At 48.2% G+C, this 16120-nt stretch carries 14 protein-coding genes and 1 pseudogene; 14 read left to right on the plus strand and 1 reads right to left on the minus strand.

Going from position 1 to position 16120, the window contains the following annotated elements; genetic code table 11:
* Positions 1 to 26: 26 nt before the first annotated feature.
* A pseudogene (locus ACO0K9_RS19395) lies at positions 27 to 407 on the minus strand (transposase); the annotation flags it as partial.
* 279 nt (positions 408 to 686) lie between these two features.
* Here ACO0K9_RS19395 and ACO0K9_RS19400 point away from each other — a divergent pair.
* The 14 genes from ACO0K9_RS19400 (at position 687) to ACO0K9_RS19465 (ending at position 16119) form a co-directional block, all read left to right on the plus strand.
* Positions 687 to 2180 carry a TOTE conflict system archaeo-eukaryotic primase domain-containing protein gene (locus ACO0K9_RS19400; protein WP_422987730.1) on the plus strand — a complete coding sequence of 498 codons (1494 nt, stop codon included), beginning with the start codon at positions 687 to 689 and terminating at the stop codon, positions 2178 to 2180.
* A 145-nt stretch (positions 2181 to 2325) separates the two neighbouring features.
* Positions 2326 to 3366, plus strand: coding sequence for a recombinase RecA (gene recA / locus ACO0K9_RS19405; RefSeq protein WP_422987731.1), 1041 nt, complete (start codon positions 2326 to 2328; stop codon positions 3364 to 3366).
* 99 nt (positions 3367 to 3465) lie between these two features.
* Positions 3466 to 3924, plus strand: a complete 459-nt coding sequence (gene recX / locus ACO0K9_RS19410) for a recombination regulator RecX (RefSeq protein WP_422987732.1) — start codon at positions 3466 to 3468, stop codon at positions 3922 to 3924.
* 242 nt (positions 3925 to 4166) lie between these two features.
* Positions 4167 to 4751, plus strand: coding sequence for a DUF2889 domain-containing protein (locus tag ACO0K9_RS19415; protein WP_422987733.1), 585 nt, complete (start codon positions 4167 to 4169; stop codon positions 4749 to 4751).
* Between the two features lie 31 nt (positions 4752 to 4782).
* Positions 4783 to 5967, plus strand: a complete 1185-nt coding sequence (gene sucC, locus ACO0K9_RS19420; RefSeq protein ID WP_422987772.1) for an ADP-forming succinate--CoA ligase subunit beta — start codon at positions 4783 to 4785, stop codon at positions 5965 to 5967.
* Between the two features lie 18 nt (positions 5968 to 5985).
* Entirely contained in the window at positions 5986 to 6867 is an 882-nt protein-coding gene (sucD, locus tag ACO0K9_RS19425; RefSeq protein WP_186947208.1) for a succinate--CoA ligase subunit alpha, read from the plus strand.
* Between the two features lie 200 nt (positions 6868 to 7067).
* Positions 7068 to 7874 (plus strand): Stp1/IreP family PP2C-type Ser/Thr phosphatase, encoded by an 807-nt coding sequence (locus ACO0K9_RS19430; protein WP_422987734.1) that lies wholly within the window; start codon positions 7068 to 7070, stop codon positions 7872 to 7874.
* A 29-nt stretch (positions 7875 to 7903) separates the two neighbouring features.
* Positions 7904 to 8509, plus strand: coding sequence for an FHA domain-containing protein (locus tag ACO0K9_RS19435; RefSeq protein WP_422987735.1), 606 nt, complete (start codon positions 7904 to 7906; stop codon positions 8507 to 8509).
* 73 nt (positions 8510 to 8582) lie between these two features.
* On the plus strand, positions 8583 to 9746 hold the full coding sequence (locus ACO0K9_RS19440) for a DegT/DnrJ/EryC1/StrS family aminotransferase (protein ID WP_422987736.1): 1164 nt from the start codon (positions 8583 to 8585) through the stop codon (positions 9744 to 9746).
* Complete coding sequence (locus ACO0K9_RS19445; RefSeq protein ID WP_422987737.1) at positions 9740 to 10357, plus strand: acyltransferase; 618 nt, start codon at positions 9740 to 9742, stop codon at positions 10355 to 10357. Before ACO0K9_RS19440 ends, ACO0K9_RS19445 begins: the two co-directional genes overlap by 7 nt.
* Positions 10358 to 10640: 283 nt before the next feature.
* Positions 10641 to 12089, plus strand: a complete 1449-nt coding sequence (locus ACO0K9_RS19450) for an MOP flippase family protein (RefSeq protein ID WP_422987738.1) — start codon at positions 10641 to 10643, stop codon at positions 12087 to 12089.
* A gap of 3 nt (positions 12090 to 12092) precedes the next feature.
* On the plus strand, positions 12093 to 14009 hold the full coding sequence (gene asnB / locus ACO0K9_RS19455; protein ID WP_422987739.1) for an asparagine synthase (glutamine-hydrolyzing): 1917 nt from the start codon (positions 12093 to 12095) through the stop codon (positions 14007 to 14009).
* A 98-nt stretch (positions 14010 to 14107) separates the two neighbouring features.
* Positions 14108 to 14938: a class I SAM-dependent methyltransferase gene (locus ACO0K9_RS19460; protein ID WP_422987740.1), complete on the plus strand. Its 831-nt coding sequence runs from the start codon at positions 14108 to 14110 to the stop codon at positions 14936 to 14938.
* A gap of 5 nt (positions 14939 to 14943) precedes the next feature.
* On the plus strand, positions 14944 to 16119 hold the full coding sequence (locus ACO0K9_RS19465) for a glycosyltransferase (protein WP_422987741.1): 1176 nt from the start codon (positions 14944 to 14946) through the stop codon (positions 16117 to 16119).
* Position 16120 lies beyond the last annotated feature (1 nt).

Below are 16120 nucleotides of genomic sequence, written 5' to 3' on the forward strand. Positions count from 1 at the left end.
TAGGGAGGTTACGAATGAAGCGCGTGTTCTCGCCTGGCCGCGTGTTCGAAGCGTGACATCGTTGCCCCGGACGCCAACGCAGCGCCGTCATCAAATGGCAAGCGGGCCGCGCTCAGCTTGAACATGGGGTCGTGGCGCAGGCGGTTCGCGTCGTTGCCGTCTTCGTAACCACAAGCAGTTTGGTAGATCCGCTGCGTGAGGAGATCGTGATACGAATGGTCGACGTAACTCTGATGGCGTCAATCAGGCAAGGCTGTAGCAATGCGCCGGGTTAAACCAATCTGCAGGTCGATCCCGCGCAAGAGCGCGGGACCAAGATCGGATGACAGGCCGCCACCGGCGAAATCGGCGCGGACGCTATGGCCTGGAATGGATGCAAAACGCAGCTGTTCTGGCGTAGAATTTATGTCGGGCAAGGTGTGTTCGTGTCGATCGATGTGTTTTAGGGATAATTCGCATTTTATCAATCACTTACGGCATTCTCGCCCTTTTTTACGCAAAATTCAGGCTAGTGCATCCAATATCACTTTTACTTTCGTAAAAGCATGAAATATGGTCAGATTAGTCCAGTATTTGGATAAAGCCCCAGTGATTTTGAATGCTTGCATAAAAGTTATTAATTAAAATAGCAAAATTTAGTCCCACGGTAACCGAATTGCGCTTGTCGGTTGATCAAAAGCACACACATGTCAAAACTTGAATCGGAACTCGCTAAGTTACGTGCTGAAAACGACATGCTCAAGCGCTTGCTGGCTACACATGGCATCGCTATTCCAGGCGCTGTTGCAGATGTTAATCAAACAGGATATTTGCATTCCGAAGTGACGATTACAGGACCGCTTTCACCAGAGGCGAAGGTTAAATTGTTCCGCAAATTATTTCGTGGCCGGGAAGATGTTTACCCTGTGCGATGGACCAGTACCCAGACTGGTAAGGCGGGATACTCCCCGGTCTGTGCCAATGAATGGCGTCGAGGCGTCTGTGAAAAACCGCGTATCAAGTGCAGTGATTGTCAGCACAGTTTGTATGTGCCAATGACGAACCAGGTCATTTTCAATCATCTAAAGGGCGAAATAACCGCTGGCATCTATCCCCTGCTAGTCGAAGACAGGTGTTATTTCTTAGCTATCGATTTTGACGATGCTGACTGGCGCGAAGATGCCAGGGCTGTGTTGCAGACCTGCCTTGCTAATGGTTTACCTGCTGCACTCGAAATTTCTCGTTCTGGGGAAGGGGCGCATCTATGGTTGTTTTTTAATGGGGCAGTCCTTGCACGCGATGCGCGTCGTCTTGGCACAGCGTTAATCAGCGCCACTTGTGCCCGAATCAGGCAATTGAAGCTGAGTTCATATGATCGCTTATTTCCTAACCAAGATACGATGCCTAAGGGGGGATTCGGTAACCTGATCGCACTTCCTTTGCAAAAACTCCCAAGAGAATTGGGGCGTAGCGTGTTCGTCGACGAGAATCTCCAACCGCTGGCAGATCAATGGGCTTATCTAGGCAGTATTCAACCTATGCCTGCGGCTTTGCTGGAGCCAACCTTAACAAAATTGGTCGGTGACCGGCATCCTCTCGACATTGCCTACGCCGAAGTACCAGATGAGAACGCAGACACACCTTGGATCAAGGCGGCTAAACCGGATATCAAGCTCACCGGCACGATGCCAAAAGCAGTGGTCGCTACGATTGGTGACCAGCTATACATTGAGAAAGCAGGGTTGCCGCAGGCATTGATGAATCGATTGATTCGCCTGGCTGCGTTTCAAAATCCAGATTTCTATAAGGCACAGGCGATGCGTATGTCCACTTGGGACAAGCCACGCATCATAGGCCGTGCCGAAAATCACCCTAAGCACATTGCCTTGCCGCGCGGATGTTTGCCGGACGCTAGTTCGCTCTTAAAGGCTAACAAGATTGAACTCCGGCTGACCGATGCACGCACCATAGGTGCCGCGCTCAATGTTAGATTCTCTGGAACCTTGCGCGAAGATCAACTGGAAGCAATGAACGCGGTGCTACGCAAAGATTGCGGTGTGCTAGTTGCTCCTACCGCCTTTGGCAAGACAGTCACTGCCGCAGCAATCATTGGGCATCGAAAATGCAGCACGTTGATTCTGGTTCACCGGGCAGATTTGATGCGGCAATGGCATGAACATCGACAATTACATTATTATTAATATTTAACTGCAAAACTCTTTGTTCAACAATCAATGTAAAAAGTCGCTTGCATAAATCACTGTTTTTTTATACAGTACTGCAAAATGCAGGAAATTAAACCTGCACTTCATTTTTCCACCCGCCGCTTATTGAATGAAAGAATGTATGGACGATAAGAAACCAGAAAATGCCTCAGAAAAAGCAAAGGCACTCGCTGCCGCACTGGCACAGATAGAAAAACAGTTTGGTAAAGGTTCGGTCATGCGTATGGCCGATGGCGAGGTAGTGGAAGAAGTACAGGTTGTTTCCACAGGTTCGCTGGGTCTGGACATTGCACTGGGCGTCGGCGGTTTGCCGCGCGGCCGTGTTGTTGAGATTTACGGTCCTGAATCTTCTGGTAAAACCACGCTGACATTGCAGGTTATTGCTGAAATGCAAAAACTGGGTGGTACTTGCGCGTTTATCGATGCAGAACATGCACTGGACGTCGGTTATGCCCAGAAACTGGGTGTGAATCTGTCTGATTTGCTGATTTCTCAGCCGGATACGGGTGAACAGGCGCTGGAAATTACCGATGCGCTGGTGCGTTCCGGTAGTGTTGACCTGGTGGTCATCGATTCGGTGGCGGCTTTGACGCCACGTGCCGAAATTGAAGGCGACATGGGTGATTCCTTACCTGGCTTGCAGGCGCGTCTGATGTCTCAGGCTTTGCGCAAGCTGACAGGCAGTATCAAGCGTACCAACACGCTGGTGATCTTTATTAACCAGATACGTATGAAAATCGGTGTCATGTTTGGTAGCCCGGAAACCACGACAGGTGGTAATGCACTGAAGTTTTATGCTTCTGTGCGTCTGGATATTCGTCGTACTGGTTCCATCAAGTCTGGCGATGAGGTGGTGGGTAATGAAACCAAGGTGAAGGTTGTCAAGAACAAGGTGGCTCCGCCATTTAAAGAGGCGCACTTTGACATCATGTATGGCGAAGGTACTTCACGCGAAGGCGAGATTCTGGATTTGGCCGCCGATGCCAAGATCATAGAAAAAGCCGGTGCCTGGTATAGCTATAATGGTGAGCGTATTGGTCAGGGTAAGGATAATGCACGTACTTATCTGAGAGAACGCCCTGAGCTGGCATTTGAAATTGAAAACAAAGTGCGCTTGCATTTGGGCGTGCCTTTGTTGATGGCGGCAGCAACGGCTGAATAAGCCTGGCCGGCCATGGGTCCAGGGCCCAGGTCCTTGAATCATGCCAGTTGGTGGCGCGAGATATTTGCGCTGTCTGACTGGCATTTTTGTTTGTAAAGTATGAAAAGACCTCCACTCAGCCTGAAAGCCAGGGCGCTACGTTATTTATCCATGCGTGAACATAGCCGTATGGAACTGGAGCGCAAGCTGGCGCGTTATGCGGAAGAGGGCGATGATATTGAAGGCGTGCTGAATTTCCTGGAAGCGGCCAAGTATCTGTCCGGCGAGCGTTTTTCTGAATCGCTGGTGAACCGGCGTCAGGCCAGGTTTGGCAATAACCGTATCCTGGCGGAATTGCAAAGCCATGGCCTGGATGCGCAGGATATAGAGCATGTGAAAGAAGACTTGAAAGTATCCGAACTGGAAAGAGCGATTCAGGTCTTGCACAGAAAATTCCCGCATCCGCCGCAAGATCATCAGGCAAAGATGAAGCAAGCGGCATTTTTGCAGCAAAGAGGCTTTTCCAGCCGCGCCACCCAGGCTGCGATGCGCGCACCGCGTGACGAAGAATTGCAATAACAGCAAAACTATCTTGATGTGTAGTAATGCCAGCAACAAAAATATTGATTTTCTACTTATATTTTTGCATAAGCTTAGGCAGAAATCTGCTTAAATTGTAGTCGTATGATGAGTTCGGCGCAGGTCTGTGCTACACTCTGCTGGTTTTTTTGCAGGGCCGCAGGAGCGGCTGTTATCGTAGAAACTGCGGTAACGACACGCAATTGTGGCTATTTATTCAGAATGAGCCGCCAGCAGGCATGATGCCCTTATCTTCGTCCACCAACAGACGCGCCTTGAAACATACGCGTACTATCCAGATCGAAGCGTTCGCGCGCGATGATGGGTTGTGGGATATTGACGCCCGTATTACTGATTATAAGCCACGCGATATTACTCTCGCTTCCGGCACGCGCCCGAATGGCGCGGCCCTTCACGACCTCAGCTTGCGCCTGACCATCGATTTGCAACTCAATGTTGTGGATGTCGAGGCTGCCTCTGACGCGGTTCCTTACCCCGGTTATTGTGAAGCGATTGCTCCAGATTACAAGAAGTTGATCGGCCTGAACCTGCTTCGGCAGTTCCGCCAGGGCGTGAAAGAACGCCTGTCCGGCATTCATGGCTGTACCCATTTAACCGAAATGGCGCAAATTTTACCCACTGCAGCAGTCCAGGCTTTCGCTGGTGATGTCATTGATACCCGCGATGGCGCAACCGATGATGAGCAGCAGTCAGAACAACCTTTTCAACTCGATCGCTGCCATGCCCTGCGTACTGATGGGCCTGCGGTTGTCAAGTATTACCCGCGCTGGTCAAAGACCTTGCCCAGCGTGAAATCACCCAGCTAGTTTGTTTGTTTAATTATTTATACCTCAGTGTCTGAAGGGAAGTCGTATGAAAATTCATGAGTATCAGGGTAAAGAAATCCTCCGCAAATTCGGAGTGACAGTACCACGCGGTATTCCATGCCTGTCTGTTGACGAAGCTGTCAAAGCAGCCGAAACGCTGGGCGGACCAGTCTGGGTCGTTAAAGCCCAGATCCATGCCGGTGGCCGTGGTAAGGGTGGTGGCGTGAAAGTCGCCAAATCCCTGGAACAAGTGCGTGAATACGCCAATGCCATCCTGGGCATGCAACTGGTTACCCATCAAACCAGCCCTGAAGGCCAGAAGGTACGTCGCCTGCTGATCGAAGAAGGCGCAGATATCAAAAAAGAACTGTACGTCAGTATGGTGACTGACCGTATCAGCCAGCGCGTGGTCTTGATGGCCTCCAGCGAAGGCGGTATGGATATTGAAGAAGTGGCAGAAAAACATCCTGAGCTGATCCACAACCTGGCGATCGACCCGACTAATGGCCTGCAAGATGCTGAAGCTGACGACATTTCCCGCAAAATCGGCGTGCCTGAAGGCTCTATCGCTGATGCGCGCGTGCAGTTGCAAGGTTTGTACAAAGCCTTCATGGCAACTGACTGCTCCCTGGCTGAGATCAATCCTTTGATCCTGACTGGCTCCGGCAAGGTTATCGCACTCGATGCGAAATTCAACTTCGACGCGAATGCCTTGTTCCGTCAACCAGAAATCGTTGCTTACCGTGATCTGGATGAAGAAGATCCAGCTGAAATCGAAGCGTCCAAATTTGACCTGGCTTATATTTCCCTCGACGGCAATATCGGCTGCCTGGTGAACGGTGCCGGTCTGGCGATGGCCACCATGGATACCATCAAACTGTTTGGCGGCGAACCAGCCAACTTCCTCGACGTAGGTGGTGGTGCGACAGCAGAAAAAGTGACGGAAGCCTTCAAGATCATGTTGAAAAACCCAGGTCTGAAAGCCATCCTGGTCAACATTTTTGGCGGCATCATGCGTTGTGACGTGATCGCCGAAGGCGTGATCACTGCATCCAAAGCAGTTTCTCTGCAAGTGCCACTGGTTGTGCGCATGAAGGGTACCAACGAAGACATCGGCAAGAAGATGCTGGCTGATTCTGGCCTGCCTATCATCGCGGCTGACACGATGGAAGAAGCAGCGCAGAAGGTTGTTGCCGCTGCTGCAGCTAAAGCTTAATAATCGCAAGGAACAGATATGTCCATCCTGATCAATAAAGACACCAAAGTCATCACCCAAGGTATCACTGGCAAAACTGGCCAGTTCCATACTCGCATGTGCCGCGATTACGCAAACGGTAAAAACTGTTTCGTCGCTGGCGTGAACCCGAAAAAAGCTGGCGAAGATTTCGAAGGCATCCCGATTTTTGCTAACGTATCCGAAGCTAAAGCTGCTACTGGCGCCACAGTCTCCGTTATTTATGTCCCACCAGCAGGCGCAGCCGCTGCCATCTGGGAAGCTGTAGAAGCTGACCTGGATCTGGCAATTTGCATTACTGAAGGCATCCCTGTCCGTGACATGATGATGTTGAAAGACCGCATGGCAAAGTCCGGCAGCAAAACAAAATTGCTCGGCCCTAACTGCCCAGGTCTGATCACACCAGACGAAATCAAGATCGGCATCATGCCAGGTCATATCCACCGTAAAGGTCGTATCGGCGTGGTTTCCCGCTCCGGTACACTGACGTATGAAGCAGTGGGTCAATTGACCGCACTGGGTCTGGGTCAGTCTTCTGCCGTTGGTATCGGTGGCGACCCTATCAATGGTCTGAAACACATCGACATCATGAAGATGTTCAATGATGATCCTGATACGGATGCCGTCATCATGATCGGTGAAATCGGTGGCCCTGATGAAGCCAATGCTTCTTACTGGGTACGCGACAACATGAAGAAACCAGTTGTCGGCTTTATCGCTGGTGTGACTGCGCCTCCGGGCAAGCGTATGGGTCATGCAGGCGCGCTGATCTCAGGTGGTGCTGATACGGCACAAGCCAAGCTGGATATCATGGAAGAATGTGGCATCAAAGCAACCAAAAACCCATCTGAAATGGCCCGTTTGCTGAAAGCCATGCTGTAAGGTTTTTTGGGTATAAATAGTTGTTTAAAAAGAGTCGCAGATTTTGCGACTCTTTTTGTTTATGCTTGCATTTACTGAGGATATCCAGTGCAAATAGATTTCCTTAATGTTAAGCTTAACTTGTAGAGGAAAAATCAATCCGGTTTTGTGGTTTGATGTTTGTTGATTAATTTGCAAAAATTTTTGTCAGCCGTTTATTGATGCCATACCAGCGTGTTTTAGAATTTGCCGCCTTGTCTGATAATGGGCGAGTCAGAGCGCATAACGAAGATGCTATCGTCGTGTGTGCCGATTATGGCTGCGCCGTCCTGGCTGATGGTATGGGTGGCTATAACGCCGGTGAAGTGGCCAGCGCCATGACTTCGCAAATCATTGCCGAATACCTGTGTACCAAAATGGATGGCTTGTGGTTTCCTTCCATGGGGCCCAGACCGGTCGCCATGGCCCGCTGGATGACGGAGGCCATCGAGTCTGCCAATCGGAATGTCTTGCAGGTCGCACAAACCAATCCCGAATGCGCAGGCATGGGGACGACGGTCGTGGTCGCCTGTTGTCTGCAGGATAAGCTTTTGCTAGGCCATGTCGGCGATTCCAGAGCATACCGCTATCGTGATGCAGAATTGACCAGACTCACAGAAGATCATTCCGTGCTGCAGGAACAGATCAATGCAGGCTTGATTTCAGAGGCTGATGCGCGTTTCTCATCCATCAAGAACCTGATCACCCGTGCCGTCGGTACCCAGGAAGAGTTACTGGTAGAGTTGCATATACACCATACCCTGGATGACGATCTGTACCTGATTTGCTCAGATGGATTGACCGATATGCTCAGTCATGATGAAATCCTCACCATCCTTCATCGCTACGGTTCGGATATGCGGCTATGCTGCGGTGCACTCATCGATCATGCGAATGATCATGGCGGCCTCGACAATATTTCGGTTATCCTGTTCAAATTGGTTGGCGAAGAAAACAAATCCTGGTTGCAAAGAACCTTTACCCGGTAGTTCAGGGGTTTACGAATTGATGAGAGATTATGGCGAAAATTATCGTCACCTTTAATGGTCTGGTCCAACAAGAACTGACAATCAGCAAATCACGGCTGACCATAGGTCGTCGGCCAAGCAATGACGTGGTCATTGATCATCTGACTGTCAGTGGCCAGCATGCCGCCGTTGATACTTCTTCGAATGGCTCATTTGTGCTTGACCTGGGCAGTACCAATGGCACCATGGTAAATGGCCAGCCTGTCAAAAAGCATTTGCTGCAGCATGATGACGTCATTGATATCGGCAAATATAAATTGCGTTTTCAGGTTGAAGCGAAAAGTGCAATTCCTACACCAGTGAAAGAACAGTCGACCATCAAAGCACCAGGCATTACGGTAGCAAAGATCAAGGTACTTAACGGAGCAAATTCAGGCAAGGAAATGGTGCTCAGTAAGCCGGTGACCACCTTAGGTAAACCTGGGCAACAGGTGGTGGCGATAACGCGTCAAGATAACCGATACGTGATACGTCAGGTTGAAGGCAATGTTGCTTCGAAACTGAATGACAAGGATATTGATCCTAAATCGTCGCCATTGGCGAACGGTGATATCGTTGATGTCGCGGGTATCCGTGTTCAGTTTGTGTTTGCCTGATTGAAAATATACCAGGCAGCAGTTTGAATGCGTCTGGTGAAAACAATGTTATGAAAACCGGAGATTCATCGTCATGCGTGCCCGCTCTAAATCTGAATTTCTCGTTTTTGGACAGCCTGAGATACAGCAAGATGAAATCGATGATGTCATTGATTCCATGCATAAGGGCTGGTTAGGTACTGGCCCCAAGGTTGCAAAGTTTGAAAAAGATTTTGCCAACTATAAAGATGTACCACATGTCGCCGCCCTGAATTCCTGCACGGCTGCACTGCATTTAAGCTTATTGGCTGCCGGTGTCGGTCCGGGTGATGAGGTGATTACTACCCCGATGACCTTCTGTGCCAGTGTCAATGCCATTATCCATGCCGGCGCCACGCCTGTATTGGTAGATGTGGATCCGCGCAGTATGAATATCGACGCCACGAAAATCCGTGAAAAGATAAATCCCAGAACCCGCGCTTTACTTCCCGTTCATTTCGCCGGCCGCTCTTGCGATATGGAGGCGATTGTTGCCATCGCCAATGAACACCAATTGAAATTGATCGAAGATTGTGCGCATGCGATAGAAACTGAATACCATGGTCAAAAAGCAGGTACCTTCGGGGATTTTTCCTGTTTCAGTTTTTACGCAACCAAGAATGTCAGCTCGGGAGAGGGGGGCATGGTCGTCGCCAGGCGTGAAGAAGATATTGCACGCATCAAGGTACTGGGTCTGCATGGCATGAGTAAAGATGCATGGAAACGTTTTGGCGACGATGGCTATAAACATTACCAAGTAATTGAGTGCGGCTTTAAATATAATATGATGGATTTGCAGGCAGCAATTGGTATTCATCAACTGGCCAGGGTAGAAAAAAATTGGTTACGCCGCGAGCAGATTTGGAATGCGTACCAAAAGGCGTTTGCCGATTTACCTGTCACACTCCCTTCACCCATAGAAGCCGGAACCAGGCACGCTTATCACCTGTACACTATTTTAGTCAACGAAGAGCAATCCGGGATATCAAGAGATAAATTTCTGGATGCGATGACGGCGGCGAATATTGGGGTCGGTGTGCACTATCTGAGTTTGCCAGAGCATCCTTATTACCAACAGCGTTTTGGCTGGAAATCTGAAGATTATCCTCACGCAGGTGCTATAGGGAATAGTACCGTAAGCATTCCGCTTTCCCCCAAGTTGACAGATCAGGATGTGGAGGATGTCATTTCCGCAGTGCGGAGAACCTTGCGATGCTAAAGGCGTTGTTGATCGCGCTGCTACCGAAGTCACTACGGATCTTTTTACGTGAGAAAATAACACAAGCCTGGCGCAGATTAAAGGCACCCCGAATGATTTGGGGATATCGAAACTTTGACGGTAGCTTCCAGGAATTAACAAGAATCAGCGATACCGTTGTGCTGAAGCATCCTGAAAAAATCACCATTGGCGATAATGTATTTGTCGGACATCACAGCATTTTGGATGGAACAGGTGGGCTTGAAATTGGTGAGGGCTGCCAAGTAGGATTCTGGTGTGGTTTGTTCACACATAGTTCACATTGTGCGATTCGTTTGTATGGACGTCACTATCAGGATATTCCTGAGTACGAAAAAGTAGCTTACGACATTGCGCCGGTCAGCATAGGGAAATATGTATTTATCGGTGCGGGTTGTATCATCTTGCCCGGTACCCAAATTGGGGACGGGGCTTTGGTCAGTGCAGGTGCTTTGGTGGCGGGAAGTTTTGAAGCCTTTGCCATCATTTCTGGTTCCCCTGCGAAAAAAGTTGGAGATACGCGCACACTGGACAAGCGCCATTTACGTGATCCGCAACTGCTTGAATGGTACGAAGAATGGCAAAAATCTTAAGCAATCTCCCGGCCGGGCAGATGCATCAAAATTGCTCGCTGATATAGATAATAAAATCAGTACCCCGATGCGTGCTGGAGATCGGTGTAAATAGTAAACACATCAAGATACTGATGGACTGTGTCACCAAAAGCATTGGTATCAATCACAAACTGTTTGTTCACATTACGGCGAATATAAATCTGTGGAAAAGTGCATGCGATCCCATAGGATCGTGACAGCAATGGATAAAGATGAAGTGACATTTCACAACGTTTTTTTGGCGGATAAGGTTTTTGTTTAAGTGACCTCTCTGAAACACAGTGCTTACCAAGGGGTTCGTTGGTCAGGTCTATCCACTGCAGTGGCAGCATTACTCCAGATATTGCAACTGGTACTGCTGACTCGCTTACTGAATAGTCACGACTATGGGCTGATTACCTTGGTGCTTGTCGTCAGTACGATATCCCAGGGCTTCGTGGATGCAGGAATGAGCAACGCGCTGGTGCACTTTAAGAACGCCAGTCAGTCGCAACTATCCAGCCTGTATTGGTTAAGCTGGATATTTGGCGGTTTAGCTTGTGCCTTACTCGTCATGGCTGCGCCCTTCATTGCTCAATTTTATGATGCACCCGAATTGATCGACATTGTCCGGTTTGCTGCGCTCAGCATGTTGATTGCCCCGGTAGGACAACAGTTTCAGTCTCTGATGCAAAAGGAATTCCGTTTTAAGCAGATGGCACTCATCGAGATGATTGCATTGTCATCAGGTACCCTGGCGGTTTGTGGCGCTGCTTATTGTGGAGAAAAGGCAAGATCTGTTATCTGGGGATTGCTGATTTCCGCATCTTTGAAATCCTGTCTGCTGGTGTTGTTGGGACGTAAGCGTTGGTTGCCCCATTGGCACTTCAGTTTTCAAGATGTTAAACCTTATCTCTTATTCGGTGGATATCAGATGAGTGAGCGCATCCTTAATTTGATTTATATGAACATCGATAAACTGCTGGTTGGCAGGTTGTTGGGAGCGGATGCTCTGGGTATGTATTCAGTCGCATCGCAATTAATGATCAAACCGTTTTCTGCAATGAGTGCAGCCATTTCGCGGGTTAGCTTCCCCTTGTTTGCACAAGTGCAGACCGACAATCAAAAAATTCGGCGCGGCTATCATTTCATTATTTCCGGCATTGCTTTAGTCGCCGTCCCTGTCTACTTTGGTATGGCCAGTACGGCAGGCCCCTTGATTCAATTCCTGTTTGGAGCGCGCTGGCTACCCAGCGCAGACGTCTTGAAAGTGCTGTCTTTTATTGGCATATTGTATTCGTTTGGAAATCTACTCGGCAGCATTTTACTGGCAAAAGGGCGTGCGGATTTGGGGTTCTGGATGAACGTGTATGGACTGACGATGTATATTGTTGCACTCTATGTAGGTAGTCTGTTCGGTATTGTAGGCATCGCGTGGGCACTGTTGGTGGCAACGGCGGTTTTTGTCATGCCAGTAGATTTTTATTTACGCTCAAAGCTGATTGATATGCGTGTGGGAGATTTTTTATCGACCGTCAGGCCATTTTTAATTTCCGGTGCTGTCATGTCCTTTTTTTTGTGGGCACTGGATAGCTATTTCTTAACCCGGGTCGACAATACCTTCAGGTTGTTTTGCCTCATTGGATGCGGTGCGATAATATATGTTGGCAATATCGCGGTATTTTGCCGTGGCTATTTGAATGAATTGATCACCTTGACGAAAGGGAAATGAGTGATGTGCGGAGTTTCAGGTTACCAGATGCATCATCACCGGATGGAGGATAGCGTCAGAAAAATCGTGGCGATGAATTCTGCAATACATCATCGAGGACCGGATGATGAAGGTATCAGCTTAATTGCTGCCAGTAGTGGTCGCCCCGTCGACTTTTGTACTACACGGTCTGCCAAAGGTTTGTTAATGCCGCAGATACGTTCTGATGATCATTATCCGCACTGGGCTGCATTTGGTCACTTGCGATTCTCGATTATCGATATATCGACTGCGGGCCATCAACCTTTTTGGTCTGACGACCGAAAAGTTTGCATTTCATTTAATGGTGAAATATATAATTTCCTTGAAATTCGTGCAGAACTTCAAGCGCAGGGAGTCCAGTTTCATACATCTTCAGATACAGAAGTTTTAGTCTGTGCTTATCAATGCTGGGGCGTGCAGTGTTTTGCAAAACTTAACGGGTTTTGGGCATTGAGTTTATATGATGCAAATCGTAATGCGATTTTATTGGCGCGTGATCGCCTTGGTAAGGCTCCGCTGTATGTCAGCAGGCTGCATGATCGCTTGGCATGGTCCTCTGAAATAAAGGGCTTGCGATCATGTGGCGCGACGTTTGATATCCGTACCGGGGCAGTAGTCGATTTCGTGCAATCCAGTTATCGCGATCTTGGTCACCAGACATTTTACGAGAATGTCTCCAGCTTTCCGGCCGCATCATATGCATGGATAGATGAGGAAGGACATTTCAGTGCTCAGTCATACTGGTCTGTTCCAGCATCTCGCATGCAGACAGGTGAGATTTCGGATCAGGATGCGATACAGCAGTTTAAACATATTATAAGCAATGCAGTTGCGATTCGTTTACGTGCTGATGTACCGATTGGGTTTGAATTGAGTGGCGGCATGGATTCATCAGCTTTAGTGGGATTTGCCGCCAGTGCAGGTTATTCTTTAAAGGCATATACCGTCGCTTTTCCGGGGAAAGAGAATAATGAAGAACCCTTTGCCCGTATGGTTGCTGAACGTTATCCACAACAGGTTGACTACACGGTCTTGCGCCCCCCTCCAGAGGATTTTCTAGGGCAAATGAATGATTTCGTCGCTCTGATGGACGAACCCTTTCATGCGCCGAACATGCTAACCAATCACAATATTTGGCAACGCATGAAAGAGGACGGTATAAAAATTAGCATTAACGGTGCCGCGGGTGATGAAGTACTGGCTGGCTATGCTGAGTATTTCAGACCTTATCTCAGGCATTTAGGAAGTCAGGGACGTTGGTTTAGTGTAATGAATGAGATGGCCAGATTCAGTGAAATGCATGCTTCACCTGCCAGGGTTTTGCGTCAGAGTATACGGATTTTAAAGGGAAAAACGCAACCAGAACAAAATTCCCAAATACTGCGGGATGGCCTGCAGCAGAGTGGTGTGGGCGGTGGCGCATCACTAGAAATAAACCAGAGACTTATCGATAATGTCGGGAACTGGCGCATGAATTATTGGCTACGTTCTGGTAATCAATCGGCCATGGGTGTACCGCTTGAAGTTCGTGCACCGTTTCTGGATCATCGATTGCTTGAGTTTGCTTTCTCGCTGCCATTGTCATATTTGATCCGGAATGGCTGGTTGAAATGGATTTTGCGCAAGGCTTCAGAAGACTTGTTACCTTCGAAGGTAGTATGGCGTAAAGCAAAAATGGGTTTTCCTTTTCCGCTGACGAATTGGTTGATTCAGCATGAGCGTGAATTTTTACTTGTTGCGGCAACAGCGGATTGCCCCTTCATTGACTTGGTACATCTGCAAAGAGCTTACTTGCAATTGGCTCAAAGTCAGCCATTCTATTTATGGCGTGTACTGTCTGTTATTTTTTGGTGGCATCGTTGTGTCAATCAGGAAGAACTGCGATTCATCCGTCAGTAATTTGTTGTGACGCGTATTGGTTAAAATCGCTGTTCAGAAGACAATCGCGTATGCTATTTTTCCAAAAAAATATCCTCAAACTTATAACTTTAATTATCGTGAAAAAACTTAAATCGGGCTTGATAAAACTAATATGGTCACTGGGACTGCGTGGTGTCGCTGATAAATTGCACTTCCGCTACCTGAATAAAAAATTTGAAGAAGAGAATGCGGCTTTCCTGAAGAATTATCCAGATTTTCAGCTCCCACCAGCTGAATTGATATTTGATGCAAATCATAATGTCAACTGGGAAACCTATCGTTCATCTGGAATGACTGACGCGCAAAAAATTGCAGACTTAATCGAACGCTATGTTGACGGCCCTGATGCAGCTATCTTTGAATGGGGTTGTGGTCCTGCACGAATAATTCGACATCTTGGTGCGAAACTGACGCGATTTCACAAAGTTGAATTGACGGGGTCTGACTATAATTCAGCGTCGATTCAGTGGTGTAATGCCAAATTGCCAGGTATACATTTTCTGGAAAATCAATTATCTCCCCCTATTGCCTTGCCTGATCAGCAGTTCAACTTTATCTACGCTATTTCAATTTTTACTCATCTGTCAGAGAAATCAATACTTGAATGGCTGGCTGAAATGCACCGTCTGTTGAAAGACCAAGGATATTTCGCGTTTTCCACGCATGGAGAGAAATTTACTTTCTGTCTGAGCCCGGAGCAGATGGAATCTTTTCGGCAAGGAAACCTGGTGACCAGAGATGGCGATATCGAAGGAAAAAAACTGTTTGGTTCTTTCCATCCGAAACCATGGGTTGAATCCGTAGTGCGTCAAAAAGGCTACAAAGTCATCCATTTTTCGCCCGAGGGTTTTCATCGGCAGGATCTGTGGATAGTGCAAAAAGCAGATACCCAGATCAATGTGGAATAACATAAATGAGTTATCGACCTGTGAAAGTCTTACATAGCTGCCCTGTCTGGCTTGCACCAACACAAACCTGGTTATATAACCAGATCAAATCCTTGCCAGCAGATATCGCTTGTACAGTTGCCTGTATCGGGCTTAGTAAGCCTGAATTGTTTCCGGTCGATGATTTGCATAGTTTCTGCGGTACCTCTGGCTTGCGGTATAAGTTTGAGGCTTTGCTGAGAAAATTGAATATCCCCCTGTATCCGTTTTGGTTGAGACAATATGCGAAGCGCTCACGCAGTTCGGTCATACATTCCCACTTTGGTAATATGGGCTGGTTCGATCGTCACGCAGCAATGCAATTGAATTTGCCACATGTAGTGACTTTTTATGGACTGGACGTCGATCATCTACCCCAGCAGGATGCGCGCTGGATCACGCGTTACGCACAATTGTTTGATAGTGTTGACCTGGTTTTGTGTGAGGGAAGTCATATGGCTTCCCGTATTGTAGCCAGGGGTTGTAAGCCGGAAAAGGTGCGCGTCCACCATCTTGGTGTGGATCTGCAATTTATTCCATTTCAGGCCCGTAGCTGGAGTCCTTCTACCACATTGAAAGTAATGATTGCGGGTGCCTTCAGAGAAAAAAAGGGAATTCCTTGTGCGCTGGAAGTATTGGGCCGCTTACAGGATAATGTGGACCTGGAGATTACCCTGATTGGCGATGCCGATGCCGATCCCCGCAGCAAGGAGGAAAAACAAAAAATCCTTGCAGTTATCGACAAATACGGCATGGCAGATAAGGTGCGCATGCTGGGGTACTGTACACACGCAAAAATGCTGGAAGAGGCATATAAGAACCATATTTTCTTTTCGCCCAGCGTTCATGCAAAAGATGGTGATTCAGAAGGTGGTTTGCCGGTTTCCATTATAGAAATGGCTGCTAGCGGCATGCCGGTTGTCAGTACCTTTCATTGTGATATCCCGGAAGTGATCAAGCATGGTGTATCCGGTTTGCTGGCGCAAGAACATGATGTCGATGGCTTGCTGGCGCAACTGCAGTCCTTGATACTTGCTCCGGAAAAATGGCTCGATTACAGCCGGGCGGCTCGCGCGCTGATAGAAGCTGAATATGACGTCAGCTTGCAAGCGGACAAGCTTGCAGCCATTTACCGCGAATTGCGAGCGACTCGTGAAGTGTAAG

The sequence above is a fragment of the Undibacterium sp. Ji50W genome (genome assembly GCF_049340445.1).
Taxonomy (GTDB): Bacteria; Pseudomonadota; Gammaproteobacteria; order Burkholderiales; family Burkholderiaceae_D; genus Undibacterium.

Excerpts from the sequence above, each read along its gene's own strand:
- ACO0K9_RS19400 (WP_422987730.1), top strand. The coding sequence starts at position 687 with ATGTCAAAACTTGAATCGGAACTCGCTAAGTTACGTGCTGAAAACGAC.
- recA (WP_422987731.1), top strand. The coding sequence starts at position 2,326 with ATGGACGATAAGAAACCAGAAAATGCCTCAGAAAAAGCAAAGGCACTC.
- recX (WP_422987732.1), top strand. The coding sequence starts at position 3,466 with ATGAAAAGACCTCCACTCAGCCTGAAAGCCAGGGCGCTACGTTATTTA.
- ACO0K9_RS19415 (WP_422987733.1), top strand. The coding sequence starts at position 4,167 with ATGCCCTTATCTTCGTCCACCAACAGACGCGCCTTGAAACATACGCGT.
- sucD (WP_186947208.1), top strand. The coding sequence starts at position 5,986 with ATGTCCATCCTGATCAATAAAGACACCAAAGTCATCACCCAAGGTATC.
- ACO0K9_RS19430 (WP_422987734.1), top strand. The coding sequence starts at position 7,068 with ATGCCATACCAGCGTGTTTTAGAATTTGCCGCCTTGTCTGATAATGGG.
- ACO0K9_RS19435 (WP_422987735.1), top strand. The coding sequence starts at position 7,904 with ATGGCGAAAATTATCGTCACCTTTAATGGTCTGGTCCAACAAGAACTG.
- ACO0K9_RS19440 (WP_422987736.1), top strand. The coding sequence starts at position 8,583 with ATGCGTGCCCGCTCTAAATCTGAATTTCTCGTTTTTGGACAGCCTGAG.
- ACO0K9_RS19445 (WP_422987737.1), top strand. The coding sequence starts at position 9,740 with ATGCTAAAGGCGTTGTTGATCGCGCTGCTACCGAAGTCACTACGGATC.
- asnB (WP_422987739.1), top strand. The coding sequence starts at position 12,093 with ATGTGCGGAGTTTCAGGTTACCAGATGCATCATCACCGGATGGAGGAT.
- ACO0K9_RS19465 (WP_422987741.1), top strand. The coding sequence starts at position 14,944 with ATGAGTTATCGACCTGTGAAAGTCTTACATAGCTGCCCTGTCTGGCTT.